Here is a 24,026-nt window from a genome sequence, read left to right on the forward strand (position 1 = left end):
CGCCGTTCGTGGACCGCCGCGCGCGGACCCGCCCAGGGGCCTTCCTCTAGACCCTGGCGGGTCCGCGTGTGCGCAGGTGGGACCAGGTGAGCTCGGCGACGTGTCCGGCCATCGTGTCGGGGGTCTCGTCCGGGTGGTCCAGGAGCCAGTCCGCGAAGGCGTCGGCGGTGCTCACCGCCACCCGGGCCAACAGTTGGGCGTCGCGGACGTCCATGTCGCCGTAGTCGTCGCGGGTGCAGGCGGTGATGAGATCGGCCATCTCCGCGGTGACACGGTCGCGCATACGGGCGGTCTCGGCCTCGAAGGGCCGCCCCTGCGCGGCGGCGCGCCGGTAGAGCACGGTCCAGCTCTCGCGGTTGTCGACCACGAACGCGAAGAAGGCGCGCATGCCACGGCGCAGCGGGTCGTCGTCGATGGGACTGGGTGCGTGCACGGCGCTACGGATGGCCTCGATGAGGCGTTCCATCTCCCGGCGCACGCAGGCGGTGAAAATACCCTCCTTGGAACCCAGGTAGTGGTACGCGGTGGGTTTGGAGGTCCCGGCGGCCGTCGCGATCTCCTCCACGCTGACGGTGTGGTAGTCGCCCCGGGAGAACGCGGAAACGGCGGCGTCGATCAGCTGTTGTTCCCTGACCCCGCGCGGGAGCCTGCGTTGTTTGGTCTTCACGTGAACCGACCCTAACGGGATCGGTGGAGGTGGCCAGGGGAGACCGTGGGCGTGGCGGGCCGCCCGAGCCGGGACCGGTCGGCCTCGCGCGTGTGACCTGTGGGGCCGCGGCCGCATTGAATCCCGGGGGTGGCGCATCCCACATTCCGAGACGTTCGAGTGGGCGGATTCCGCACGGACGTGCGCGGAACCCGCCTCTTTCGTTCGGCCGTCAGGAAGGGGAGTCGCGCAGTTCCAGGGTGCAGCACTTGGCGCCGCCCCCGGCCTTGCGGAGTTCGTCGAGTTCGATCGGATGGACCGTGTATCCCAGGGACCGGAGCCTCTCGGCGAGCGCGGTGGCCTCGGCGGCGATGACCACGTTGCGGCCGTCACCGACGGCGTTCAGGCCCAGGACGGCCGCGTCCTCCTCGGTGGCCAGGAGCGCGTCGGGGTACAGGGCGCGCAGCACCCGACGGCTGCCCTCGGAGAACGCGCCCGGGTAGTAGGCGATCCGCTGTCCCGACAGGGCGAACAGCGCGGTGTCCAGGTGGTAGAAGCGCGGGTCGACCAGTTGCAGGGTGACGACCGGGCGATCCAGGAGTCGTTCTGCCTCCTGGTGGGCGGCGGCCTCGGTGCGAAAACCCGTGGCGGCCAGGATGACGTCGTCCAGGGTGATGAAGTCGCCCTCACCCTCGTTGACGTGTTTGGGTTCGTTGGTCTCGACGTAGCCGGCCTTGCGGAACCAGTCGAGGTAGGCGGGCCCTTCGGGGGTGCGTTCGGCGCTGGCGAACCGGGCCCCGTAGACCCGACCGTCCACGACCAGGCCACCGTTGGCGGCGAAGACCATGTCGGGCAGGCCTTCGATGGGGGCTATCTCGCTCACGCGGTGCCCCAGGGACAGGTAGAGGTCGCGGAGCCCTTCCCACTGCCGAACGGCGCGGTCGCGGTCCACGCCCAAGGCGGGATTCATCCAGGGGTTGATCGCGTATTCCACCGCGAAGTAGGTGGGACGGCACATCAAATAGTGCCGGGGCGCCGCCACCGGCGCCGGGTCTGCGGGTCGAGCCATGGAACCTCCCCATCGAGGTGCCCCGGAGGCCGAACGGCCCGCGGTGGTTCAGGCCTTTACCACCGCGTTTTTCCGGGCGGACATTCGTTGGATACCCATACCGGGAGGGCGTCAATATCGACCTTTCCGCGAACGACTCGAAAACGGAAGGTTCCAACGCGCCCCGCCCCTCGCGATCCCGTTCGAGGACGCCCCCGACCAACAGACCGACCGGCCGGTATTGTTAGGGTCGCGCCAGTTCCCTGATTGGAGTACCCCCATCATGAGCACGACCGTCAAGGCAGCCGTCTTCCACGAGACCGGTGCACCCCCGAAGATCCGTTCCCTGGTCCTGCCCACCCCCGGCCCCGGGCAGGTACTGGTACGCCTGGCGGCGGCGGGTGTGTGTCACTCCGACCTGTCCCTGTCCAACGGCACCCTGGCCCAGTCCTGGCCCGCCGTCCTGGGCCACGAGGGCGCCGGCACCGTCGAGGAGGTCGGCCCCGAAGTCGAACATCTGACGCCCGGCCAACAGGTCGTCCTGAACTGGGCGCCCGCCTGTCGAGAGTGCTGGTTCTGCCTCCAGGGGGAGCCCTACCTGTGCGAACACGCCCTGGACGGCACCCTGACCCCCTACGCCGAACTGACCGACGGCACCCCCGTCTACGCCGGCTTGAGCACGGGCGCCTTCGCCGAGGCCACCGTCGTCTCGGCCAAGGCCGTGATCCCGCTGCCCGATGGGATCGACCCGGCGGTCGGGGCCGTGCTGGGATGTGCGGTGGTCACCGGATGGGGCGCCGTCAACAACGCCGCCCGACTGCGCGAGGGGCAGTCCGCGGTGGTCCTGGGCTTGGGCGGGGTCGGTCTGTCCGTGCTCCAGGCGGCCCGGGTGGCCGGGGCCGGCCCTCTGATCGCGGTGGACGTCTCCCCCGACAAGGAGGAGTTGGCCCGCTCTTTGGGCGCCACCGACTTCCTGGTCGCCGACGGAAGCACCCACAAGGCCGTGCGGGGGCTGACCGGCGGGCGCGGCGCCGACCACGCCTTCGAGGTGGTGGGCAAGGCCCAGGTGGTGCGCACGGCCTGGAACAGTGTGCGCCGGGGCGGAACCGTGACCGTGGTGGGCCTCGGCTCGGCCAAGGACGAGGTGTCCTTCAACGCCCTGGAACTGTTCCACCAGGGCCGTACCGTGCAGGGATGCGTGTACGGCTCCAGCGACCCGGACCGGGACATCCCGCTGCTGGCCGAATCGGTGCGCTCCGGCGATCTGCGCCTGTCGGCGATGGTCACCGACGAGATCCCCCTGGAGGGTGTTCCCGAGGCCTTCGAACGCATGGGTCAGGGCAGGGGCGGGCGGTCACTGGTGCGGTTCGGGGCTTGAGAAGAGCGTTCGGGGGCCGTGGTGTCGGACGGACACCACGGCCCCCGAACGGGGGCGTCCCCATGGGGGTCCCCTCACGGCACACCATGGGGACCCGTCTCAGGACAGGACGTCGCGCAGTTCCTCCAGGAACCGCAGGAGGGCCACCGAACCGGGGTCGCGCTCACCGGCCCCGCGCTCACCCACCCAGGCCGCACGACCCCTGGCCGACGTCAGTCCGCTGGTCTCCTCCACGGCGCGCCCGGCCGCGGAGGCCGCGTCCCGCGCGGCCGCCCTCGGGTCCTGTGCGCCGCTCAAGGCCTCCTCCACCGACAGCAGCCCGTCCACGAACGTCTTGTCGCCGGGCTCGGCGCCGCCTCGCTCCCGCACCCTGCGGGACACCGCGGCCGTGAGACGCGCGGCGTCACGGACCGAGATGGAGTCGGATTCCTCGCACTCGGCGGCCGCGGCGAGCAGGCCCGCGCCGGTCAAGGCCGCGAACGTGGAGGGATTGGCCGCCGCGAACGCCGTCGCCGCGGCGCGCAGCACGTCGGCGTGGTGCGCGTCCTCGGGCAGCGTCAGCAGCACCTCACGAACGGCCGACGCGCCCGAGGAGACCGTGATCCCCAGGTCACCGTCGCCGAGCCGCGAGTCCAGCAGGCGCAGTTCCTCCGCGTGGGAGGGCATGCGCTCCATGGCGGCGATCAGGGTGGTGCGCAGCGCGCTGACCGAACCGGTTCGGCGCACGGCGGGGGCCGCGCCCGCGCCCGACTCCGCACCCGGCGCACCCGCCTCTTCGGTACGCGCGCTCGGCGCGGGCGTGTTGCCCTGCCCGAAGAACGGGGACGCCGCCGGGGCGTCGATCAGTTCGGCCAGTTCGTCGTCGAGCAGCAGCACGGAAACCGAGGCACCCGCCATCTCCAGGCTCGTCGCGAACTCGCCGATGTAGCGCCGATGGATGACCACACCGCGCTCCCCCAGCACCTGGTGGACCCGGCGGTAGATCAGGTAGAGCTCCTCCAGCGGGGTGGAGCCCAGTCCGTTCACCAGGACCACGACCCGGTCCCCCGCCTCGGGGTCCAGTTCGCCGAGGATCTCGGTGAGGAAGCGGTCGGTGATCTGGTCGGCGGTCTCCAACGGGCCCCGGTGGCTTCCGGGTTCGCCGTGGATACCGATCCCGACCTCCATCTCCCCCTCGTCGAGGGTGAAGGTGGGTTCACCGGCGGCGGGCAGGATGGTGGGCGACAGGCCCACGCCCATCGTGCGGGTGGCGTCCACGGTGCGCTGGGCCACCGACCGCACCTTCTCCAAATCGTCGCCGCGTTCGGCGGCGGCACCCGCCGTCTTGTAGGCGAAGAACAACCCGGCCACCCCGCGCCTGGTCGCTTCCTTGCCACGGGGGGCGGAGAGCACGTCGTCGGTGCCCAGTACGGTCGCCGTCTCGATCCCCTCCGCCGCGACGACGTCCCCGGCCAGGTCGAAGTTGTAGACGTCGCCGCCGTAGTTGCCGTACAGGTACAGCACACCGGCCCCGCCGTGGCTCGCACGCGTGGCGGCGGCGATCTGTTCTGCGGACGGGGAGGAGAAGACGTTGCCCACGGCCACCCCGGTGGCCAGGCCCTGTCCCACGTAGCCGAGGAACAAGGGGAGGTGACCGGAGCCACCCCCCGTCACGATGCCGACGCGTCCCCGGACGGGCGCGTCGGCGCGCACCAGCGCCCTGCGGTCGGCGGTCGCCGCGCGCAGCCGGTCGGGGTGCGCCATGAGCAGCGACTCGGTGACCTCGTCGACGAAGTCCTCGGGCCGGTTGATGATCTTCTTCAGCGCCATGAGCGCTCACACACCTCTCGCACTAGCACCGTCGGGTTCAGGCCAGGGACCGCGCGGTCTCCTTCAGGACCTCCAGGTCGGCCTCGGAGACGGCGTCACCGCACACGCGGGCGGGTCCGGCGGAGATCCCCTGCACCTCCAGGCCCGCCTTCAGGTGCGGGATGCTGCCGCTCTTGACCGCCGCCACAGCACGCTCCACCAGGGGCTGCGCGGCGCGCACGCCCTCGGTGTCACCGCTGTTGAGGGCGTCGCGAAGCGCCACGAACGGCTGGGGGAAGACGGAGGAGACGCCCGAGACCACACCCAGACCGCCCGCGCGCACGAACTCCTCGAAGGCGATGTCGTTGCCGGACAGGACGTCGAACCCTTCGGGGGCCTGCGCGAGGTAGGCGGCCACCGACTCGTCGCTCTCACCGCTGATCTTCACGCCGCGAACGCCGACGTCGCGCAGACGCCGCAGCACCGAGGGCTCGGCCGGGGTGGTGGAACGTGCCCGGAACAGGTAGGCGTGCACCTCGGCGTCGCCGGCCGCCGCCACCAGACGCTCGTAGTAGCGCACCATCGCATCCTCGGGAGAGGGCAGGAAGTAGGGGGTGATGGCGGCGAGCCGGGTCGCCCCGGCGGCCACGGAGGCGCGGACCAGGGACTCGGCCTGACGAGGCGCCGCCGCGCCGACGTGGGCGTAGACCCCCTCGGGTCCGAAGACGTCCAGGGCCAGGCGGATGACCTCGATGCGCTCGGTGTCGTCGAGGGCGGTGAACTCGCCGGTGGTGCCGGCGACGAACACACCGTCGACACCGCGGTCGCGGACCGCGGTGAACAGCGCCGTCGCGCTGCCCGGGTCGAGGGCCTCGTCACGGGCGAACGGGGTGGGAAGGGCGGTGATCACCTTCGCGTGGACGGACATGGGTGTTTCTCCTCGGGTGGGAAGGGGCGGGAAGGGTGGCCGCCGCCGGGTCAGGACGTTGGAGTGGTGGCGCTCTCGGCGGAGCGGGCACGGCGTGCGCGCCAGGCGTTGCGGATCGGCGGCACGATGAGGGCGAGCGCGCTCACGGCCAGCAGACCGAGGGCGATGGGGCTGGTCAGGATGTTCGCCGGCCCGCCGATCTCCAGGGCTCGGCGAAGGTTGCCCTCGGCCAGACCACCGAGGATCAGGCCCAGGACGACCGGGCCGGGAGGGATGCCGAAGCGCTTCAGGAACAGACCGATGACACCGAAGACGAGCATCACGGCCACGTCGAAGACACTGTTGTTCACGGCGTAGGTGCCGACCATGCAGAACACGAGGATGACGGCCCACAGGAAATGCTGCGGCAGTTCCAGGAGCTTGGCCACTCCCCGCATGCGCAGGACGCTGATCACGAGCGCGACGATGGTCGCGATGACCATGATCCCGGCGATGCTGTAGACGAGGTCGGGCTGGTTGGAGAACAGGGACGGGCCCGGTTGGATGCCCCAGACCACCATGGAGCCGATCATCACGGCCATCACGGAGTCGCCGGGCAGGCCCAGGGCCAGGGTCGTGGTGACCGAACCGCCCAGGGTGGAGTTGGACGAGGTGTCCGCGGCGGTGATGCCCTCCAGCGAGCCCTTACCGAACTCCTCGGGTCGCTTGGAGAGCCGGCGTGCCTGATCCCAGCCGAGGATGCCGGCGATGTCGCCGCCGGTGGCGGGCACGATGCCGACCACGCCGCCCACGCCGCTGCCGATGGCCAACGGCTTGAGCATGGTGCGCCAGTCCCGACGGGTGGGGAACCAGCGACCGAAGTCCTTGATCGGTTCCACCCCGCGGCCCTTGCGGTGCACGAGGATCTGGTTCATCACCTCGGCGATGCCGAAGAGTCCGATGATCGCTGCGATGAAGGGAATGCCGTCGGAGAGTTCGGACGCACCGAAGGTGAACCGAGGCGTACCGGTGATGGGGTCGCGGCCCACGGTGGCCAGGAGCAGACCGAATCCGCCCGCGATGAGGCCCTTGACGATCCGCCCGCCGGACACACCGATCATCATCGTCAGACCGAACACGACCAGCGCGAACATCTCGGCGGGGCCGAAGTTCAGGGCCAGCCTGGACAGCGGGATCGCGGCGACCATGAGCAGGACGATGCCCACGAGCGTTCCCCACGCCGAGGCGAAGGCGGACGAGGTCAGCGCCAGTCCCGCCTGGCCCTTGCGGGCCATGGCGTAGCCGTCGAAGGTGGTGGCGATGGACGCCGGGGTGCCAGGGGTGTTGATGAGGATCGCCGGCACCCGGTCGCCGAAGTTCGCCGACACGTAGATCGTCAGCAGGACCGCCAGGCCCGGAAGCGGATCCAGCGAGAGCGTGAAACCACTGGCCAGGGCGACGGCCATGGTGGCGGTCACACCGGGGAAGGCGCCGACGAGCATGCCCAGCAGGGCGCCCGCGGCGATGCACAGCAGGACCAAGGGGTCCAGGAGGGCGCTGAAGCCCTCGACGATCGGACTCATAGTGGCACTCTCAGGAGGACGCCGAACAGAAGGTAGAGAATCGCGGTCACGGCGACCGGGAAGAGGATCAACGCCTTCCACCCGCGGCCGCCGCCCAACCAGGTCAGGGCGATGAACAGCGCCAACGTGGAGACCCGGAAGTCGATGAAGTACCAAAGGACGCCGTAGCCCACGATCGAGGCGAGCATCGCGGTGAGTCGCCACGCACCCTGGCGGGTGGCCTCTTCGGGCACGTCCTCCTCCACCGTGACGGTCGGGCGGAACAGCACCCCCGCGGCCAGGCACACGCTCAGCAGCAGGATGAATACGGCCAACAGCTCCGGCCACCATCGCGGGCTGAACTGGGTGAGGCGGGCCCCCTCCGGGATCTGCGAGGCGAGGACGAAGGCGACCACGGCGAAGGCCGCGGCGGCCAGGGCGGGAAGCAGGTCCCGCAGTCTGCGTCCCGGACGCGCCGTGCTCGTGGCGGGCGCGTCCGGGTTCGTGGTCGTGTCACTCACGGGGCTCAGTCCTGGCCTTCGAGCAGCTCGCCGAAGCGGGCGTACTCCTCGTCGACGAACTCGGCGAACTCGTCCGAGGGCACGTTGACGGGGATGTTGCCCGAGTCGGTGATGATCGTCTGGAACTCCTCGGAGGAGGCCCCCTCGGCGAACGCCTCCTCCAGCGTGGAACGGACCCCGTCGGGCAGGCCGGTCGGCGCGCCGATGCCGCCCCAGCCACCGATCACGATGTCCACGCCCTGTTCGGTGGCGGTCTGCACGTCGGGCAGCGACTCGGAGGGCTCGGCGTCGAAGACGGCCAGGACACGGAGTTGGTCGTCGGCGTGCGCCGGAGCGGTCTCGGAGATGCCCGCGACCACGGCGTCGACCTGACCGCCGACGGCGGCCGTGACGGCGGGGGCGCCGCCGTCGAAGGGCACCGGCTGGAACTCGGTGTCGGTGACCCGGCCCAGCTCGGTGGTGGCGGCCTCCCAGATGGAACCCGCGCCCGAGTTGGACACCGCGATGGAGCCGGGCTCGGAGCGAGCGGCCTCGACCAGGTCCTCCAGGGTCTGGTAGGGGCTGTCCTCGGGGACGGCGATGGTGGCGGGGACCGACACCATCTGGCCGATGAGGTCGTAGTCGGCCGGGTCGACCTCGTAGCCCTGGTAACCGAGCATGACGCTCTCGACCGGCAGGTAGCCGATGGTGTAACCGTCGGCCGACTTTCCGGCGAGGTTCTCCAGGCCTACGGACCCGGCGCCGCCGCTGCGGTTCTCCACGACGATGCTCTGCCCCAGGGTGTTCTCCATTTCGGAGGCCAGGGTGCGGGCCGCGAGGTCGGAGGCGCCTCCGGCCTCGTAGGGCACGACGAGGGTGAGTTCCTGGCTGGGGTAGTCCGAGGCGTCCTCGTTGACGCCGCCCCGGTCGGCGCAGCCGGCGGTGAGAGCGGTGATCGCCAGTGCGGCCGCGGACAAGCGGAAGGTGGTGGAACGCATGGTGTTCTCCGATTTCGGTGGAACCGGCTCCCTGGAAGGGTCGCGGAACATGGGCCGAGGGTCTTCGGGACGGGCCGTCCCGTGGGATCAGTTGGACGTGGGCTGTGTGTAAGGGGCCCTGAGCCGGAGCCTGGCGTTGTCCAGGTGGCCGCGGAGCTCGTCGAAGACGGCGTCGGGCTCACCGGACTCGATCAGGTCGGCGAGGATCTCGTGCGCGCGGACGGAGGGGCCCAGGTCCTCGTAGCGCTCGTTGGAGGCCAGCAGGAGCACCTCGATGGTGGGCCGGTACTGCGCCCACACGTCGGCGAGGCGCCGGTGTCCGGCGACGTCGTAGAAGACCGAGTGGAAGTGCACGTCGGCGGCGGTGAAGGCGTCGGGATCCCGGTCCTCTCGGGCCTTGCGCATCCGCTCCAGGGGAGCGCGCAGGCCGTCGGTGAGCCTGTCCCGGTCCTTGTTCAGCCCGATCTCCAAGGCGAGCCGTTCGAGGGATCCGCGCAGCGAGAAGAGTTCGTCGATGTCGTCCCCGCCCAGGCCCACGACGGTGGCGCTGCGGCGGTTGGTGTCGATGAGCCCCTCGGAGGCGAGGATCTTGAGGGCGTCGCGGATGGGTCCGCGACTCAGGTCGAACTGCTCGGCCAGGTGGCCCTCGACCAGTGACGCACCGGGAGCGTAGCGCCCGGTGATGATCAGGCGCCGGAGTTCTCCGGCGACCTTCTCGCCGAGTGCCCGTTGCTTGATGGGCAGGATCTCCGACATGTCGTCCTTTCGGTTAACTGTTAACGGTTAACCAGATTGGATCACGGTGTGACGTGTGTCAACTGTCGACCCATAACGTGTTCCATGCGCCCGATGCCCGATTCCACGGAAACCCTTGCGCCACCGGACCTCCGGACTCCTCGCGGACCGAAAAAACAGATGGAGCACCTGACCCCGGATAATCCCGGAGGGCGACCATTCCAACACCCAGAGCCACGAACAGGTGTCCGCGGGATGAACGCAGGGAGCCCACCGGGTGCCCTCACCGCCGGGTGCGCTCTCGGGTGTTCACCCTTCTCGCGGATTCACGCCGTGCGCTCACGCCCGGTGACGGCCGGTTTGTCACCACCTGACAAAGGATGTGGTGCCCGGCGCACACGCCCCTTGCCGTTGGACCCGGGCCGGTGCACAGTCTTCATCACCACGTACCAGGACCGGCGAGGAGTCACCCATGAGCACCGACCAGACCGACGCGATCGTCGTCGGGGCAGGGCTGGCCGGACTGGCCGCGGCCGCCGAGCTGGCCGACGCGGGCAAGCGGGTGATCCTGCTGGACCAGGAACCCGAACAGTCCCTGGGCGGCCAGGCGTTCTGGTCCTTCGGCGGGTTGTTCTTCGTGGACTCCCCCGAACAGCGCCGCATGGGCGTGAAGGACTCCAAGGAGCTCGCGCTCCAGGACTGGATGGGCACCGCCGACTTCGACCGGCCCGAGGACGCCTGGCCGCGCAGGTGGGCCGAGGCCTACGTCGACTTCGCCGCCGGGGAGAAGTACTCGTGGCTGCGTCGACAGGGTCTGAAGATCTTCCCCGTCGTGGGCTGGGCCGAACGCGGCGGGTACCTGGCCAACGGGCACGGCAACTCGGTACCCCGGTTCCACATCACGTGGGGCACCGGCCCCGGCGTGGTCGCCCCCTTCGAGCGCCGGGTGCGCGCCGCCGCCGAGAAGGGCCTGGTGGAGCTGCGATTCCGCCACCGGGTGGACGAACTGGTCGTGACCAACGGGACGGTCACCGGGGTGCGTGGCACGGTGCTGGCGCCCAGCGACGTCGAACGCGGACGCCCCAGCAACCGGGACGCCGTGGGCGAGTTCGAGGTGGGCGCCCAGGCGATCGTCGTCACCGCCGGCGGGATCGGCGCCGACCACGACCTGGTCCGACAGAACTGGCCCGAGCGCCTGGGCAAGGCCCCCGAGCACATGCTGTCGGGGGTGCCCGCCCACGTGGACGGGAGAATGCTCGGCATCACCGAGAAGGCCGGCGGTGAGATCATCAACCGCGACCGGATGTGGCACTACACCGAGGGAATCAAGAACTGGGACCCGATCTGGGACAAGCACGGCATCCGCATCCTGCCCGGCCCCTCCTCGCTGTGGCTGGACGCGACCGGCAAGCGGCTGCCCGCGCCCTACCTACCCGGGTTCGACACCCTGGGGACCTTGGACCACATCATGAGGAGCGGCCACGAGTACACGTGGTTCGTGCTCTCCCAGAAGATCATCGAGAAGGAGTTCGGTCTGTCGGGGTCGGAGCAGAACCCCGACCTGACCGGCAAGGACCTCAAGCTGGTGCTGCAACGGGTCCTGCCGGGCGCCCCTGGCCCGGTGGAGGCGTTCAAGCAGAACGGTGCCGACTTCGTGGTCGCCGACAAGCTTCCCGAGCTGATCCGCAAGATGAAGGAGGTCGCCGGCGACGACGTGCTCGACGCCGGCACGGTGACCCGCGAGGTGGTGGCCCGCGACCGCGAGATGGTCAACACCTTCACCAAGGACCTACAGGTCATGGCGATCCACAGCGCTCGCAACTACCGAGGTGACAAGCTCGCACGGGTGGCGACCCCGCACCAGATCCTGGACCCGAAGGCGGGCCCGCTGATCGCCGTGCGACTGCACATCCTCACCCGCAAGACCCTGGGCGGCCTGCACACCGACCTGGACGCCCGCGTGCTGCGCGCCGACGGCACCCCGCTTCCGGGGGTGTACGCGGCCGGCGAGGTCGCCGGGTTCGGCGGCGGTGGCGTGCACGGCTACCGGTCCCTGGAGGGCACCTTCCTGGGCGGCTGCATCTTCTCCGGCCGCACGGCCGGAAGGGCCGCCGCGGCGGCGCTGGGCTAGGCACGACGCGGAAGGGGGTGGGACCGGCACCGGCCGGTCCCACCCCCTTCTTTTTTGGTCGATATCAAGAGCCGAATGATGTGGGTTCTTATTCGCGAATTTCGCCATTTCCACCTCACGCTCCCCAGAACTCCGCAACGTTGGTCTCCATGCGATCAAGGAGGCATTATGAGTGTCATGACTATCGGCAAGACGGACCCGGAACCGGCACCGCTCACCGTGGAGGATCTGCGAAGGATTCCGGACGACGGGCGGCGCTACGAGCTGGTCGACGGGAGGCTTGACGCGTCCCCCGCCCCCGTCAGCTTCCACACACTGGCCACCGCACGTCTTACCGCCCACCTCAGCAACTGCGCCCCGTCTGGACTTCTGATCATGGACGGTCCAGGGGTCATTCTCAATGCGGAACGTACGCGTTACCGAGTCCCGGACTTGGCCGTGATTCGTAGCGAGGATTTCCAGATGCCCTACACGACCACACCTCCGCTGCTGGCGGTGGAGGTGGTCTCACCCGAGAGCGTGTTCCGTGATCACTACACGAAACGGCAGGAGTACGCCGCCTTCGGCATTCCTTCGTACTGGGTCCTCACTCCCGATCCCGACAAGCCGAGCATCATCGAACTGCGGTTGAAGGACGGTGAGTACACGGAGGTGGCCCCGGTGTTCGGTGAGGACGTCCTGGACACCGAACAGCCCTTCCCGGTACGGGTCGTACCGCAGTGGCTCCTGCGCTTGGACGGTGACTGGCGTCAACACGTTGGTGGACCGAAGGAGGCGGAGGATGCGAAGACGGCGCAGGAAACGGAGAAGCCGGAGAGCGGCTTGTAGCCCCCGCCACGTCGACGCGAAGCCGGGTGTCCCCTCGGGCACCCGGCTTCGTCATGCCCGCTCCGGCCCCTCCTCGGGCCTCGCTTCGGGTTCCTCGGAGGCGGCCTTGGACTTTCGCGGTCTGCCGCGACGCGGGATGTCCCTCGCCTCCTTGGGCATGCGACCCGCGTCGTCCAACGCACGACGGAGCAGGAACTCGATCTGGGCGTTGGTGCTGCGCAGCTCCTGCCCGGCCCAACGCGCGAGCGCGTCGTGGACGGCGGGATCGAGCCGCAGCAGCACCTTCTTGCGCTCGGACAAGGCACCTCACCCGGATTTACTGGTACAGGGTCCCGGTGTTGACGACGGGGCTGGCGGGGCGGTCGGAGCACAGCACCACGAGCAGGTTGCTGACCATGGCGGCCTTGCGCTCCTCGTCCAGGTCCACCACGTCCTCGTCGGCCAGGCGTTCCAGGGCGCGGTCCACGAGGCTGACCGCGCCCTCGACGATCTCGGCGCGGGCGGCGATCATCGCACTGGCCTGCTGACGCTGGAGCATGGCCTGAGCGATCTCCGGCGCGTAGGCCAGGTGGGTGAACCGGGACTCCACGATCTTCACACCCGCGGCGTCCACGCGTTCTGCGACCTCCTTGGACAGCTGCTCGGTGATGGCGTCGGCACTGTCGCGCAGGGAGGTGCCGTCGCCGTCTCCGTAGGAGTCGTAGGGGTACTTGCCGGCGATGTGGCGCACGGCCGCCTCGGTCTGGGTGGAGACGAATTGGATGAAGTCGTCGACCTCGAAGGAGGCGCGGGCGGTGTCCTCGACCTGCCAGACCACGACGGCGGCGATCTCGATGGGACTGCCGGAGGCGTCGTTGACCTTCATGACGGAGGTCTCGTGGTTACGGATCCGGGTGGAGATCGCGTTGCGCACGGTGAGCGGGTTGACCCAGCGCAGGCCGTCGGTGCGGATGGTACCGACGTAGCGGCCGAAGAACTGCACGACCTGGGCCTCGTTGGGGGCGACCATGGTCAGCCCGAAGGACAGGACGGCGCCGATCAGCGCCAAGGCCACGCCGATCGCGATGAGGAACATGGGCAGCTCGAGCAGCGGCAGCAGGGCGATACCGACGCCGCTCAGGAGGAGGACCATCGCGACCACGAACATGGGGATCCCGCCGTACCCGAAGGCGGCGCGTTCGCGGTACTGGGGTGTGGGTCTGGTGACGCCGGGGGTCTCGCTCATCTCGGTTCCTTCCTTGGGTGATGACTGGAGTATAGCATTGTGATATCACTTTTAATGGCAAGTCCGCCCCGGCGGCCCCCGACCGAGAGGAGACGTCCACGCCATGAGCAACGACGCTCTGCGCCTGCGACCGCCCAACCACCGAGTGGACCGTCGAGCCGTGGGGTGGTGGACGACCCAGGCCCTGTCCGTGACGGTCGTCCTCACCGCCATCCCCGTCGTGCCCGCGCTGATCTGGGAGCCCGTGCGGTTCTGGTTCCTCGTCGCGGCCGGGGTCGTGGGCGGGATCGGATTGCTGATCACCCTGGTGATGCCGCAGTGGCGCTACCGCGTCCACCGTTGGGAGATCACCGACACCGCCGTGTACACCTCCAGCGGTTGGCTGTGGCAGGAATGGCGGGTCGCGCCGATGTCTCGCATCCAGACCGTGGACACCGCGCGCGGACCGCTGCAGAGGGCCTTCGGGCTGTCCAGCGTGACCGTGACGACGGCCTCCGCCGCCGGGCCCATCGAGATCAGCGGGCTCGACCACACCCTCGCCACCGAAGTGGCCGACCAACTCACCGACAGCACCGAAGCGGTTCCGGGGGACGCGACATGACCTCCCACGACGACCACCGTCCAGAAGAGCCCGTCCCGAACGTCGCGCGCCCCGAAGCCGACCCGACCACGGCGGACCAGCACGCGCCGGACCCGAGCCCACCAGGGCAGGACGCCCCCGCCGAGACCGGCGAACCGACCGGGGACTGGCCGGGGCTGAGCCCCCTTTCGGTGTGGGCCGACACGGCGATCGTGGCGCTGTTCATGGTCCCCACCGCCATCGTCGCCACCGTCGTCCTGGTCGTGGCCGACCAGCCGCTGTGGGCGTTGCTGCCACTGCCGGCCACCGGCGCGTTCATCGCCCTGATGACCTTCCTGGACATGCTGCGGCTGCGCGCGGTGCGCTATCGGGTCACCGCCGACCGCATGGAGATGCGTTCGGGCATCATCGCCAAGGCCTACCGCTCCATCCCGCGTGAACGTGTGCGCAGTGTGGACGTGGCCGCCCCGATCTACGTGCGGGTCTTCGGCCTGTGCACGGTGACCGTGGGCACCGGTGAGAAGGTCGGATCCGGCGCCGACCAGCTGAAGTTGGAGTTCGTCACCGCCGAGCAGGGCGAACGGTTGCGCCGCGAGCTGCTACGGCGGGCCGGGAGCGCCGGTACCTCCCGAGCCCCTGAGGAGGGGGAGGACGAGCCGGTCGACGAGGACGGCACCGAGCTGGCCCGGCTGGATCCGCGCTGGTTCGCCTACGCGCCCGCCACCACCGCCACCTTCGGTATCGGTCTCGGTGTCATCGCCGCCCTCCTCGGCGCCAACGCCCAGTCGGGCGGGCACGGGTGGGCGTGGATCTCCGAACAGGCGGGGTTGCCCGGTTCGCAGCAGATGGCCGACTTCGTGATGTCCCGTCTGTTGCTCGTGGTTCCCCTGTTCTTGGTGGGTCTTCTGCTGTCCGGTGTGGTCATCCTGTTGTTGGCCGCGGTGGAGACCTGGTGGAACTATCGCCTGACCCGGGAGTCCGACGGCACGGTGCGGTTGCGCCGGGGCCTGCTGACCAGTGTCTCCCTGTCGGTGGAGGGCCGCCGCCTGAACGGTGTGGTCCTGCACGAGCCCTTCGTGCTGCGCTCGGTGCGCGGGGCGAGCATCCAGGCGGTCGCGACCGGGCTGGAGGGCGGCGACGACAAGAAGACCAGTGCCAAGAGCCGGTTGTCCCCGGCCATGCCCCGCTCTCGGGCCCGTGCCCTGGGCGCGGCGCTGATGCGCCAGGAGCGGTCCCCGTTGGACGTTCCGTTGGCCACGCATCCCAGGGCCGCGCTGCGCCGCCGGTTCACCCGGGCGACCTTCGTGACCCTGGCGGGGGTGGCGCTGGCCGGTGGACTGGCGTGGCTGCACATGGTCGCCACCGAGAGTTGGTGGGAACTGGCGCGCACGATCGAGGAGCACGTCATCCCGATCCCGCTGGTGGTCGAGAGCGTGGAGGCCACCCCCGGGTGGGGCTGGTTCTCGCTCGCGATCGTGCTGGGCGTGCTCGCGTTCTGGTACGCGGTGGGTTCCTACCGAGGCCTGGGGCACGGTCTGCACCCCGAGTACCTGGTGCTGCGCAAGGGCATGGGTGTGCGGGACACGGTCACCCTGGAGCGGTCGGCGGTGATCGGCTGGCGGATCACCCGCTCGCCCTTCCAGCGCAGGTTGGGGCTGGCCGACGTGTCGGCGACCACGGCCGCGGGCGCCGGAATGTACTCCGCCCTGGACGTGGGGATGGGGCAGGGGCTGGCCTGGGCGGACGAGGCGGTTCCGGAACTGCTCGCGCCCTTCCTGGAACGCCCCGAGGCCAACGGGGAGACCGAGGGTTCACGCCCCACGCTGCTTCCCTGAGCGGGCGACAGCGGCGTTGAAGGCCGGGTCCGAGTGTGCGAACGAAGTGAATGAGGCCCCGTGCCGGGCGCCCGGCTTCCCCGCGGGCGCCCGGCACGGGGCCTCTTCGTCCACCGGGTCGCGAAGGTCAGGAGACGGGGTTGTCCCTGAAGGGAGGACCGTCGGCGCACAACCCGCTGGTGTGGGTCAGCGCCATCTCCACGATCGGATAGATGTCGAACAGGCGCCGCATGCCCAGGGCTTCCAGGACCCGTTCGGCGATGGAGGACGGCTCGGCCAAGACCATGTGCGCGCCCCGCGCCTTGAGGGCCCGATGGACGGCGACCAGGGCGCGCACGCCACTGGCGTCGAAGAATCCGAGCCCGGACATGTCCACGACCAGGCAGTTGCAACGGGAGGTCTCGACCGCGTCGAGAAGACGTTCACGCAGCCGATCGGCGGTGGCCAGGTCCACTTCTCCGTGGACGCGCACCACCGTCACCCCCGTACAGGAGATACGTTCCCGGGCCGAGAACGGTACATCCTTCGCCACTCGGGCCACCTCTCACCGGACGTAACCTTTCCACTACGCAACCGCGTACGAGATCGTAACCTCTCCAGAGAGGTTGCGGGAGGCTTTTGATGAGAAAACCCCCCGAAATCTCGCCGATGTGGCTCCGCGGGCAGTTCGGTCTCACCTCACCGCGTGTTCGCCTGACCCTTCCGCCCCGGGCCACGCTCCACAGAGCCCCCACAGATCTCTCTCGGACACTCCCGAAGACGGACCCGCACCGTGCTTTCCCGCCTCCCGTGCGGTAAAAGCGGTACTTGGACGCCCGCGTGAGGCCGGTGCTCCCGAACCCCTCGGGGCGCGGGAGGATGACCGCATCGAGGGACACGACCAGAGCGAAGGGAGGGAGCGGCCCATCGACCGTCCCGAGCGGACGACGGCCGCGCACCCCATGACCGAAACCGCCGACACCCAGCCCGGCTGGTTCTCCTCCGAGGAGTTGGAGAATGTCCGTGGCCGTATGCCCGTGCTCTACGTCCAGGCGGTACCCGTCCGAGTCGACGAGAGCGGCGAGGTGACACACGTGGGCCTGCTCATGCGGGCCGGCTCGGACGGAAGCTTCAACCGCTCGGTGGTCTCGGGCCGGGTGCTGTACCACGAACGGGTGCGCGACGCGCTCCTGCGCCACCTGGAGAAGGACCTGGGTCCGGTGGCCCTGCCCCGCATCCCCAGCTCCCCACAGCCGTTCACGGTCGCCGAGTACTTCCCCACCCCCGGGATCACCCCGTTCCACGACCCCCGCCAGCACGCGGTGGCCATGGCCTACGTCGTTCCGGTGAGCGGTGACTGCCAGCCCCGCCAGGACGCTCTGGACCTGGTGTGGTTCACCCCGGACGAGGCCACCGGCCCTCAGGTGCGCGAGGAGATGCAGGGTGGCCAGGGTGTCCTGGTCCGCCAGGCCCTGGCCTTCGTCGGGCACGCCCCCTGACGCTTCGCGGGGCCGCCGAAGACCGGCGGCCCCGCCCCTTCCCGGCCTCCACCGGGCCCTATGCTTCCGAAGACGCACCCGGCACACCAGGAGGAGGACGGCGCGGATGGTTCCCGAACGGGTCGACCAGGCGGCACGGCGCGAGGAGATCCGCTCCTCGGCGATCCGGGTGCTGTCCCGTGAGGGCTTCGCCGTCACCAAGGGCGAGGACAGGGCCGCCGAGGTCGCACTCATGGCCGAACGCACCGATCGCCTGTCGCAAAGTGCACTCCAACCGCACCGCCCCGCGGTGGAGCGGCTGACCGGACTGCTGCGATCGACCGTGGAGCTGTGGGCCGAACAGCCCGACCTCGCCCGGGTCCTGACCGACCTGTGGGCGGCCGAACGCACCCCGGCCCCGGCCGGTACCCCGGACATGACCGCCGTATACCGCACCCACCGGGCCGTGGTCATCGAACTGCTGCGCGAAGGCGTTCGGGAGGGCGACCTGCGCCCCGGCGCGGGCCCGGCCGAGGCGGCCGTGCTCATCGGCGCCATCGAGGGTTGCCTGGTGCAGTGGCTCATCGATCCGTCGGTGCCCTTGACGGAACTCTCCACCCCGATCATCGGGGCGTGCCTGTCCGATCTGCGCGACGATCGGGCGCGGGGCCCCGGTTCGGCATAAGCTGGAGTCCATGCTCGACTCCCTCGTGGCCGACGTCCTCGCCATGGTTCCCCCGACCGACGGGGAGAACGCCCGCCGTATCGTGCTCGGGTTGGCCGGTGCCCCGGCCGCGGGCAAGTCCACCCTGGCCCGTTACCTGGTGCACGTGGTGAACGAGACCCTGGGTGCGGGTACCGCCGGCTACCTGCCCATGGACGGCTACCACTTGTCCAACGCACAGCTCGAACGGCTGGGCAGGAGCGACCGCAAGGGCGCCCCCGACACCTTCGACGTCCACGGCTACCTGGCGATGCTGCGCCGGTTGCCGGTGGAGACCGACCGCCCGGTCTACGTGCCCGACTACGACCGTCGGCTGCACGAGCCGGTCGCCGCACGCCACGTGATCGAACCGCACACCCGCCTGGTGGTGACCGAGGGCAACTACCTGGCCTCCGACCATGCCCCCTGGGACCAGGTACGGGGGCTGTTGGCCGAACTCTGGTACGTGGAGGCCACCGACCTGGTGCGCGAGCGCCGACTGCACCGACGACAAAGGGCCGGCGGCGCCGGCGCGAGCGCCGCCCGGGAGTGGGTGGAGCGCAGCGACCGGCCCAACGGCGAGCTGGTGAAGCGTTTCCGGGACAACTGCACCCGGGTGGTCCGGGTCGGCGGGGTGCCGCGGATCCGTTCGGGGCAGCACTCCCCCACCCGCCGCCGTTGACGCTGCGCCCCATCAAGCGGTCAGGGCCGCGGCCCGCGCGCGGTGACGGCGTTGGAAACGACGTCCCGACCAGCGCACCAGCCTCAGGTACAGGTCGGGCCGGGCCTGTCCACCACGCAATCCGCCGTAGGCGCCGGCCACGATGAACTCCTTGTACAGGGCGGCCGTGCGGCCGGTGAGCACGAAGCCCGTGGGGGTGTCGTCGCCGCGCACGAACTGGACGAGTCCGTCGCGTCGGCCCAGACTCACGCACTGGAACAGGTAGCCGAAGCCCGGCCCTTGGTGGGTCCGCCCGGTACCGCGGGCGACGCTCCCACCGAGGGCGTCGGCGATCGTGTCGGCGGCGCTCCACCCCATGGGCAGACCCATCGCGCAGGACATGCGCAGTTCCCGGCCGTCCACCGCCCGGGCGTGCGCGGCGTCGCCCACCACGAGGATCTCCGGGTGGGACACCGAGCGTTGGTCCGCGTCCACCAGGGCGCGTCCGGCCTCGTCGACGCTCGGCCCGGCCGTCGTCAGGGGGCCGCAGACATCGAAACCGGTGTTCCACACCACCACGTCGGCGTCCACACGACCACCGTCGGCCAGGTCGAGCCCGGCGGTGTCCACTTCGATCACCCCGGTGTGTTCTCGTACGGTCACCCCGAGACGGTCCAGGACCCGGCGCAGGTGGGCGCGACCGCGGTCACCGACCCCGGTGCCGATCCGCCCCCTGGTGATGAGTTCGACCCGCAGGTCGGGGTGGTTCTCTGCGAATTCGGTGGCCACTTCCACACCTGTCAGACCGCCGCCGACCACGGCCAGGGTGCGCGGTGGGTTCCGGCGGACGTGGTCGGCCAGTCGGCGGGCCGCGGTGAGCGAGGCGGTGTTGTACGTGTGTTCGGCGGCCCCGGGTACGGGCGCGGGCGCGGCGTCACTGCCCAGGGCGTAGACGAGCGTGTCGTAGCGCAGCTCGCGCCGTTCCCCTTCGGTGTGGACTTCGACGGTTCGAGCGTCGGCGTCCAGATTCCGGACCCTGCCCAGGACCAGGTCGATCCCGGTGCCGTCGAGGGATTCGGTGAGGGGGTGGACCCCCACCTCCCGACCGGCGGCGACCTGGTGCAGGCGGACGCGTTCGACGAAGTCGGGGACGGCGTTGACCAGGGTGACGCGCAGGTCGAGGGAGCGTTCGCGGGCGTGGTGGGCGGCGCGTCCGGCGGCGGCGAGTCCGGAGTAGCCGGCGCCGAGCACCAGCAGTTCGTGTGCCATGGGATCCTCCTCGGCTTGGAGAGCTGGTTTCCATCCACATGACGAGACGGGCACCGGCGGGCGTGACATCATGCCGAGTGGCCCTGATCACCAACGACGCGAGAAGCCCGAGGTGGCAGGGGTTGTCGCATTCAGACCACACGCCCCGACATGGACACCGGCCCCCACATGCCCACATGGTGAGACAAATGTTCCACATAGTGTCCACGGGGACTAATATCCAGCCATCAACCCGCACTGACCTGGAAAGAAGTCACATGACGGACGTCTCCGCAGGGAAACCGTCGCCGCAACGGCCACCGGCCGAGTCGGCGCAACCCCCGACCAACCCCAAGCGGAAGGTCCTCACGGCGAGCCTCGTGGGCACGTCCATCGAGTTCTACGACTTCTACGTCTACGCGACCGCCGCGGTCCTGGTCTTTCCCTACCTGTTCTTCCCCGAGGGCGACATGATGGCGGCCCGCCTGCAGTCGCTGGCGACCTTCGCCATCGCCTTCGTGGCCCGCCCCATCGGCTCCTGGCTCTTCGGGCACTTCGGCGACCGCATCGGCCGCAAGACCACCCTCGTGGCCTCCCTGCTGACCATGGGCATCGCGACCGTGGCGATCGGCCTGCTGCCCACCTACGCACAGATCGGTGTGGCCGCGCCCCTGCTGCTGGCGCTGTGCCGATTCGGTCAGGGGCTGGGACTGGGCGGAGAGTGGGGCGGTGCGGCGCTGTTGGCCACCGAGAACGCCCCCGCCGGCAAACGCGGCTTCTACGGCACGTTCCCCCAGATGGGCGCGCCGATCGGGTTCTTCCTGGCCAACGGGGTCTTCCTCATCCTGAGCCAGACCATGAGCGACGAGACGTTCCTGGCCTACGGCTGGCGGATCCCCTTCCTGATCTCCACCGTGCTGATCGTCATCGGCCTGTGGGTGCGCCTGACCCTGCACGAGACCCCGGCCTTCGCCAAGATCGTCGCCTCCGGTGAGCGCGTCAAGACCCCCATCGTCGAGGTGTTCCGCAGCAACTGGCCGGCCGTTGTCATCGGAACGCTGATCATGCTGGCCACCTACGTGTTGTTCTACCTGATGACGGTGTTCTCGCTGGGCTTCGGCACCGACCCGGACACCGGCCTGGGATACGAGCGTTCGCAGTTCCTGGTGTTCCTGCTCATCGGTGTGGTGTTCTTCGGGATCTTCACCCCGATCTCGGGTCTGCTGGCCGACCGCTTCGGCCGCAAGCCCACCCTGGTCACGGTCACCGTCGCCATCATCGCGTTCGGCTTCGCCATGGGCCCGCTGCTGGGCGGTGGTGGCACCTTCGGCGTGATGGCCTTCCTGATCATCGGGCTGTCCCTGATGGGTCTGACCTTCGGCCCCATGGCCGCGGTCCTGCCCGAGCTGTTCCCGACCAAGGTGCGCTACACCGGCGCCTCGGCCGCCTACAATCTGGCCAGCCTGCTGGGCGCCTCCTTCGCGCCCTACATCGCGACCTGGCTGGCCGGCACCTTCGGTCTGGCGTGGGTCGGCGGTTACCTGGTCCTGGTCGGGTGCATCACGCTGGGCGCCCTGCTGGTCGGCAAGGAGACCAGCGACGCCGACCTGGACGAGATCTCCGCGAAGGTCACCCGGTAGGCCCTCGAAGACCCCCACTCCCCCACCCCTCAGCGGGCCGGGCGGCGTCGCCGCCCGGCCCGCTTCTTCGTGGCTCAGGTTCGGGCGGGCCCCTTGAAACACCCGGTTCGGCGGGCCCCGCGTCCCCGAGTACCGTTCCGTCAACGGTGGTCGACTCCCGAGCGTCCAACCCACGACCCATCCGCCCCGTCGGAAGAGCCCGATGAAGTACCGAACCCCCCTCCCTCCACTGCTGACCTTCCTCCTGCTCGCCGTCGTCGGTTGCGGCAACACCATCACCGACCTGTCCGAGGCCGCCCCCACCCGGAGCGAGGACGGACCCGCCATCGACGACACCGGCGGACTTCCCGTCCTGCCCGTCCACGGATACCGGGGTGGTGGTTTCGCCGGCGAACCGTACGTCGGGGTCCTGCTCGGAGGTGAGGGCGGCCTCGACCCCGAACGCTCGGTGGTCCTCACCCGCTCCGAGCTGGGACTGTCCGAGGAGCAGGAACACCTACTGGTCATGGACAGCGGCGACCTGGACGGCGATGGCCACACCGACCTCATCGTCGACGCCCAGGACGGCGGTCACGTCGTCTGGGGCGGCCCGGAGGGCCCCGTCGGCCCCGCGGTCCCCCTGCCCTGGCTCTCGGTGGACCACCCCTCGGGCATGAGCGCGATCTCCCTGGCCGTGGGCGACATGAACGGCGACGGCGAAACCGACGTCGCGGTCCTGGACGGCCTCATGGGCTCCTCCATGTACGAGTGGGAGAGCGCCTTCCACCTCGGCCCCTTCGACCGTGAGGGCGTACCCGCCGCCACCGACGACCTGCCGCTGCCCGAAGACGCCCACGACGCGACGATCAGGGCGTTCGACGCCGACGGCGACACCTACGAGGACCTGCTGCTGGTCCGCGGCTCCGACGAGTCGCCCGTACGACACGTGGTGCTGCGTTCGGGCCCGGACGGCCCCGCACAGGAGATCGTGGGCGACACCGCGCCAGGGCATGAACACGTGCCCGCCGACGTCGACGGCGACGGCGTGAGCGACCTGCTCGTCGGGGTGAGCGGGATCCCCAACAACGAGCCCGGCCACGACCACGAACCGCGCTCCGGGTACGTGGACGCCTACCTCGGTGACCAGGGATACCTGGACGCCGACCCGGTACGCATCGACCGTGACACCGAGGGTGTGCCCGGCACGGCCGAGGACGGCGACGGGTTCGGCAACGGGTTGCTGGTGGGCGACGTCGACGGCGACGGTGTCGACGACGTGGTCGCCATGACCGGACCGTTCTTCGGCCACTCGGAGGCCACCCTGCTCCGAGGCGGGGCCGAGGGGCCGACCGGTGAGGGCGCGCTCACCGTACGGGTGCCCTCCTCGGACCTGGGAAACCTGCGCCACCACACCTTGGCCGACTACGACGGTGACGGGCACGCCGACCTGGTACTGAGCACCGCCGAGCCGTCCATCTATCGTGAGGCCGACGCGTACGCGGTGTTCCTGGGCGGCCCCGACGGATTCGCCGCCGAACCGGACACGGTCTTCACCAACGAGGGGCTTTGAAGCGAGCGGGCGCACCGGCGCGGGGCCGGTGCCCCGAGGGCTCGGGCCGGTTCGGGCTGTGGCCGGGTGGCTGATCCTCAACGGCGGCTCTGACGCCCCGATCACCACCGCCAAGCGTCGGATCGGCAGGCTCCTGACCGGCGCGATGCACCACATCCAGGGCCCGGAGGAGGGCGGTCTCGCGCCGCTGATCAAGCACGCCCATGACGACCAGTGGTACGAGGTCGTGGTCATGGCCGCCGGGCACGCCCCCGTCCAGCGCGAGGAACCGGTCACCGGACTACTGGAACGCGTGAGTACGTGGACCAGGTTCGGTGTACCTGACCGATCTGGCCGGGGCGACCGACCCCACCGTCGAGGTCGCCGGATCCTGGCGCCGTGAGGTCATCGGGGCCGAGACTCTCGGTCCCGGTTCTCGAGTGGTTCACGAACGTCCACCCGAATTGTTCAGAAATTCTCAATGGAAGAGGCCACAACCGTCTCGGCAGGGTCGGGCCAACGGTCGACGGAGCACTGTCCGGGCGGGGTTCGTGGAGACGGGCAACGCGGCCGATACCACTGTGAACGATGGCCTGAAGACCCCTTTGCGGAAGGGCCTTCGGCACTT

At 69.9% G+C, this 24,026-nt stretch carries 23 protein-coding genes; 11 read left to right on the forward strand and 12 right to left on the reverse strand.

Going from position 1 to position 24,026, the window contains the following annotated elements; translation table 11 throughout:
- Positions 1-46: 46 nt before the first annotated feature.
- Complete coding sequence (locus K8V84_RS03765) at positions 47-667, reverse strand: TetR/AcrR family transcriptional regulator (RefSeq protein WP_304070392.1); 621 nt, start codon at positions 665-667, stop codon at positions 47-49.
- Between the two features lie 211 nt (positions 668-878).
- Entirely contained in the window at positions 879-1,715 is an 837-nt protein-coding gene (ddaH, locus tag K8V84_RS03770; RefSeq protein ID WP_304070393.1) for a dimethylargininase, read from the reverse strand.
- Positions 1,716-1,977: 262 nt separating this feature from the next.
- Here ddaH and K8V84_RS03775 point away from each other — a divergent pair, with 262 nt between their 5' ends.
- Positions 1,978-3,072 (forward strand): zinc-binding dehydrogenase, encoded by a 1,095-nt coding sequence (locus tag K8V84_RS03775; RefSeq protein WP_304070395.1) that lies wholly within the window; start codon positions 1,978-1,980, stop codon positions 3,070-3,072.
- Between the two features lie 99 nt (positions 3,073-3,171).
- On the opposite strand, the gene K8V84_RS03780 is transcribed toward K8V84_RS03775, so the two are convergent.
- From K8V84_RS03780 to K8V84_RS03805, 6 genes are all read right to left on the reverse strand, one after another.
- Positions 3,172-4,881: a dihydroxyacetone kinase family protein gene (locus tag K8V84_RS03780; protein WP_304070397.1), complete on the reverse strand. Its 1,710-nt coding sequence runs from the start codon at positions 4,879-4,881 to the stop codon at positions 3,172-3,174.
- Between the two features lie 37 nt (positions 4,882-4,918).
- Positions 4,919-5,788, reverse strand: coding sequence for a dihydrodipicolinate synthase family protein (locus tag K8V84_RS03785; protein WP_304070399.1), 870 nt, complete (start codon positions 5,786-5,788; stop codon positions 4,919-4,921).
- Between the two features lie 50 nt (positions 5,789-5,838).
- Entirely contained in the window at positions 5,839-7,350 is a 1,512-nt protein-coding gene (locus tag K8V84_RS03790) for a tripartite tricarboxylate transporter permease (RefSeq protein ID WP_304070401.1), read from the reverse strand.
- The gene (locus K8V84_RS03795) at positions 7,347-7,850 is read right to left on the reverse strand and encodes a tripartite tricarboxylate transporter TctB family protein (RefSeq protein WP_304070403.1); all 504 of its coding nucleotides are present in this window, start codon (positions 7,848-7,850) and stop codon (positions 7,347-7,349) included. Before K8V84_RS03795 ends, K8V84_RS03790 begins: the two co-directional genes overlap by 4 nt.
- 5 nt (positions 7,851-7,855) lie before the next feature.
- The gene (locus K8V84_RS03800) at positions 7,856-8,827 is read right to left on the reverse strand and encodes a tripartite tricarboxylate transporter substrate binding protein (RefSeq protein WP_304070405.1); all 972 of its coding nucleotides are present in this window, start codon (positions 8,825-8,827) and stop codon (positions 7,856-7,858) included.
- 87 nt (positions 8,828-8,914) lie between these two features.
- Positions 8,915-9,583, reverse strand: a complete 669-nt coding sequence (locus K8V84_RS03805) for a GntR family transcriptional regulator (protein ID WP_304070407.1) — start codon at positions 9,581-9,583, stop codon at positions 8,915-8,917.
- A gap of 451 nt (positions 9,584-10,034) precedes the next feature.
- Between K8V84_RS03805 and K8V84_RS03810 the strand changes: the two genes are divergently transcribed.
- Positions 10,035-11,693: an FAD-binding dehydrogenase gene (locus K8V84_RS03810; protein WP_304070409.1), complete on the forward strand. Its 1,659-nt coding sequence runs from the start codon at positions 10,035-10,037 to the stop codon at positions 11,691-11,693.
- Between the two features lie 168 nt (positions 11,694-11,861).
- Positions 11,862-12,521: a Uma2 family endonuclease gene (locus tag K8V84_RS03815; protein ID WP_304070411.1), complete on the forward strand. Its 660-nt coding sequence runs from the start codon at positions 11,862-11,864 to the stop codon at positions 12,519-12,521.
- Between the two features lie 51 nt (positions 12,522-12,572).
- On the opposite strand, the gene K8V84_RS03820 is transcribed toward K8V84_RS03815, so the two are convergent.
- Both K8V84_RS03820 and K8V84_RS03825 read right to left on the reverse strand, forming a co-directional pair.
- Positions 12,573-12,821 (reverse strand): hypothetical protein, encoded by a 249-nt coding sequence (locus K8V84_RS03820; RefSeq protein WP_304070413.1) that lies wholly within the window; start codon positions 12,819-12,821, stop codon positions 12,573-12,575.
- Between the two features lie 16 nt (positions 12,822-12,837).
- Complete coding sequence (locus K8V84_RS03825; protein WP_304070415.1) at positions 12,838-13,746, reverse strand: SPFH domain-containing protein; 909 nt, start codon at positions 13,744-13,746, stop codon at positions 12,838-12,840.
- A 103-nt stretch (positions 13,747-13,849) separates the two neighbouring features.
- Between K8V84_RS03825 and K8V84_RS03830 the strand changes: the two genes are divergently transcribed.
- Both K8V84_RS03830 and K8V84_RS03835 read left to right on the forward strand, forming a co-directional pair.
- Positions 13,850-14,347, forward strand: coding sequence for a PH domain-containing protein (locus K8V84_RS03830; protein WP_304070417.1), 498 nt, complete (start codon positions 13,850-13,852; stop codon positions 14,345-14,347).
- Entirely contained in the window at positions 14,344-16,161 is a 1,818-nt protein-coding gene (locus K8V84_RS03835; protein ID WP_304070419.1) for a PH domain-containing protein, read from the forward strand. The genes K8V84_RS03830 and K8V84_RS03835 overlap by 4 nt, the downstream gene beginning before the upstream one ends.
- A gap of 127 nt (positions 16,162-16,288) precedes the next feature.
- Here K8V84_RS03835 and K8V84_RS03840 read toward each other — a convergent pair whose 3' ends face one another.
- A complete protein-coding gene (locus K8V84_RS03840) occupies positions 16,289-16,642 on the reverse strand; it encodes an STAS domain-containing protein (protein ID WP_304070479.1) in 354 nt (117 codons plus the stop codon).
- A gap of 460 nt (positions 16,643-17,102) precedes the next feature.
- On the opposite strand from K8V84_RS03840, the gene K8V84_RS03845 reads away from it, so the two are divergent.
- The 3 genes from K8V84_RS03845 to K8V84_RS03855 all read left to right on the forward strand — a co-directional run bounded on the left by K8V84_RS03845 (position 17,103) and on the right by K8V84_RS03855 (position 19,003).
- A complete protein-coding gene (locus tag K8V84_RS03845) occupies positions 17,103-17,639 on the forward strand; it encodes an NUDIX hydrolase family protein (RefSeq protein WP_304070422.1) in 537 nt (178 codons plus the stop codon).
- A gap of 106 nt (positions 17,640-17,745) precedes the next feature.
- A complete protein-coding gene (locus K8V84_RS03850; protein ID WP_304070425.1) occupies positions 17,746-18,303 on the forward strand; it encodes a TetR family transcriptional regulator C-terminal domain-containing protein in 558 nt (185 codons plus the stop codon).
- Between the two features lie 10 nt (positions 18,304-18,313).
- Positions 18,314-19,003, forward strand: a complete 690-nt coding sequence (locus K8V84_RS03855; RefSeq protein ID WP_304070427.1) for a nucleoside/nucleotide kinase family protein — start codon at positions 18,314-18,316, stop codon at positions 19,001-19,003.
- Positions 19,004-19,015: 12 nt separating this feature from the next.
- Here the strand turns inward: K8V84_RS03855 and K8V84_RS03860 are convergent, their stop codons facing one another.
- The gene (locus K8V84_RS03860) at positions 19,016-20,251 is read right to left on the reverse strand and encodes an NAD(P)/FAD-dependent oxidoreductase (RefSeq protein ID WP_304070429.1); all 1,236 of its coding nucleotides are present in this window, start codon (positions 20,249-20,251) and stop codon (positions 19,016-19,018) included.
- Between the two features lie 257 nt (positions 20,252-20,508).
- Here K8V84_RS03860 and K8V84_RS03865 point away from each other — a divergent pair, with 257 nt between their 5' ends.
- The 3 genes from K8V84_RS03865 (at position 20,509) to K8V84_RS03875 (ending at position 23,801) form a co-directional block, all read left to right on the forward strand.
- Positions 20,509-21,870: an MFS transporter gene (locus K8V84_RS03865; protein ID WP_304070431.1), complete on the forward strand. Its 1,362-nt coding sequence runs from the start codon at positions 20,509-20,511 to the stop codon at positions 21,868-21,870.
- 202 nt (positions 21,871-22,072) lie between these two features.
- Entirely contained in the window at positions 22,073-23,419 is a 1,347-nt protein-coding gene (locus tag K8V84_RS03870; RefSeq protein WP_304070434.1) for a VCBS repeat-containing protein, read from the forward strand.
- 58 nt (positions 23,420-23,477) lie between these two features.
- Entirely contained in the window at positions 23,478-23,801 is a 324-nt protein-coding gene (locus K8V84_RS03875) for a hypothetical protein (RefSeq protein WP_369696600.1), read from the forward strand.
- Positions 23,802-24,026: the final 225 nt, after the last annotated feature.

Source organism: Nocardiopsis listeri (assembly GCF_020741345.1).
GTDB lineage: Bacteria > Actinomycetota > Actinomycetes > Streptosporangiales > Streptosporangiaceae > Nocardiopsis > Nocardiopsis listeri_A.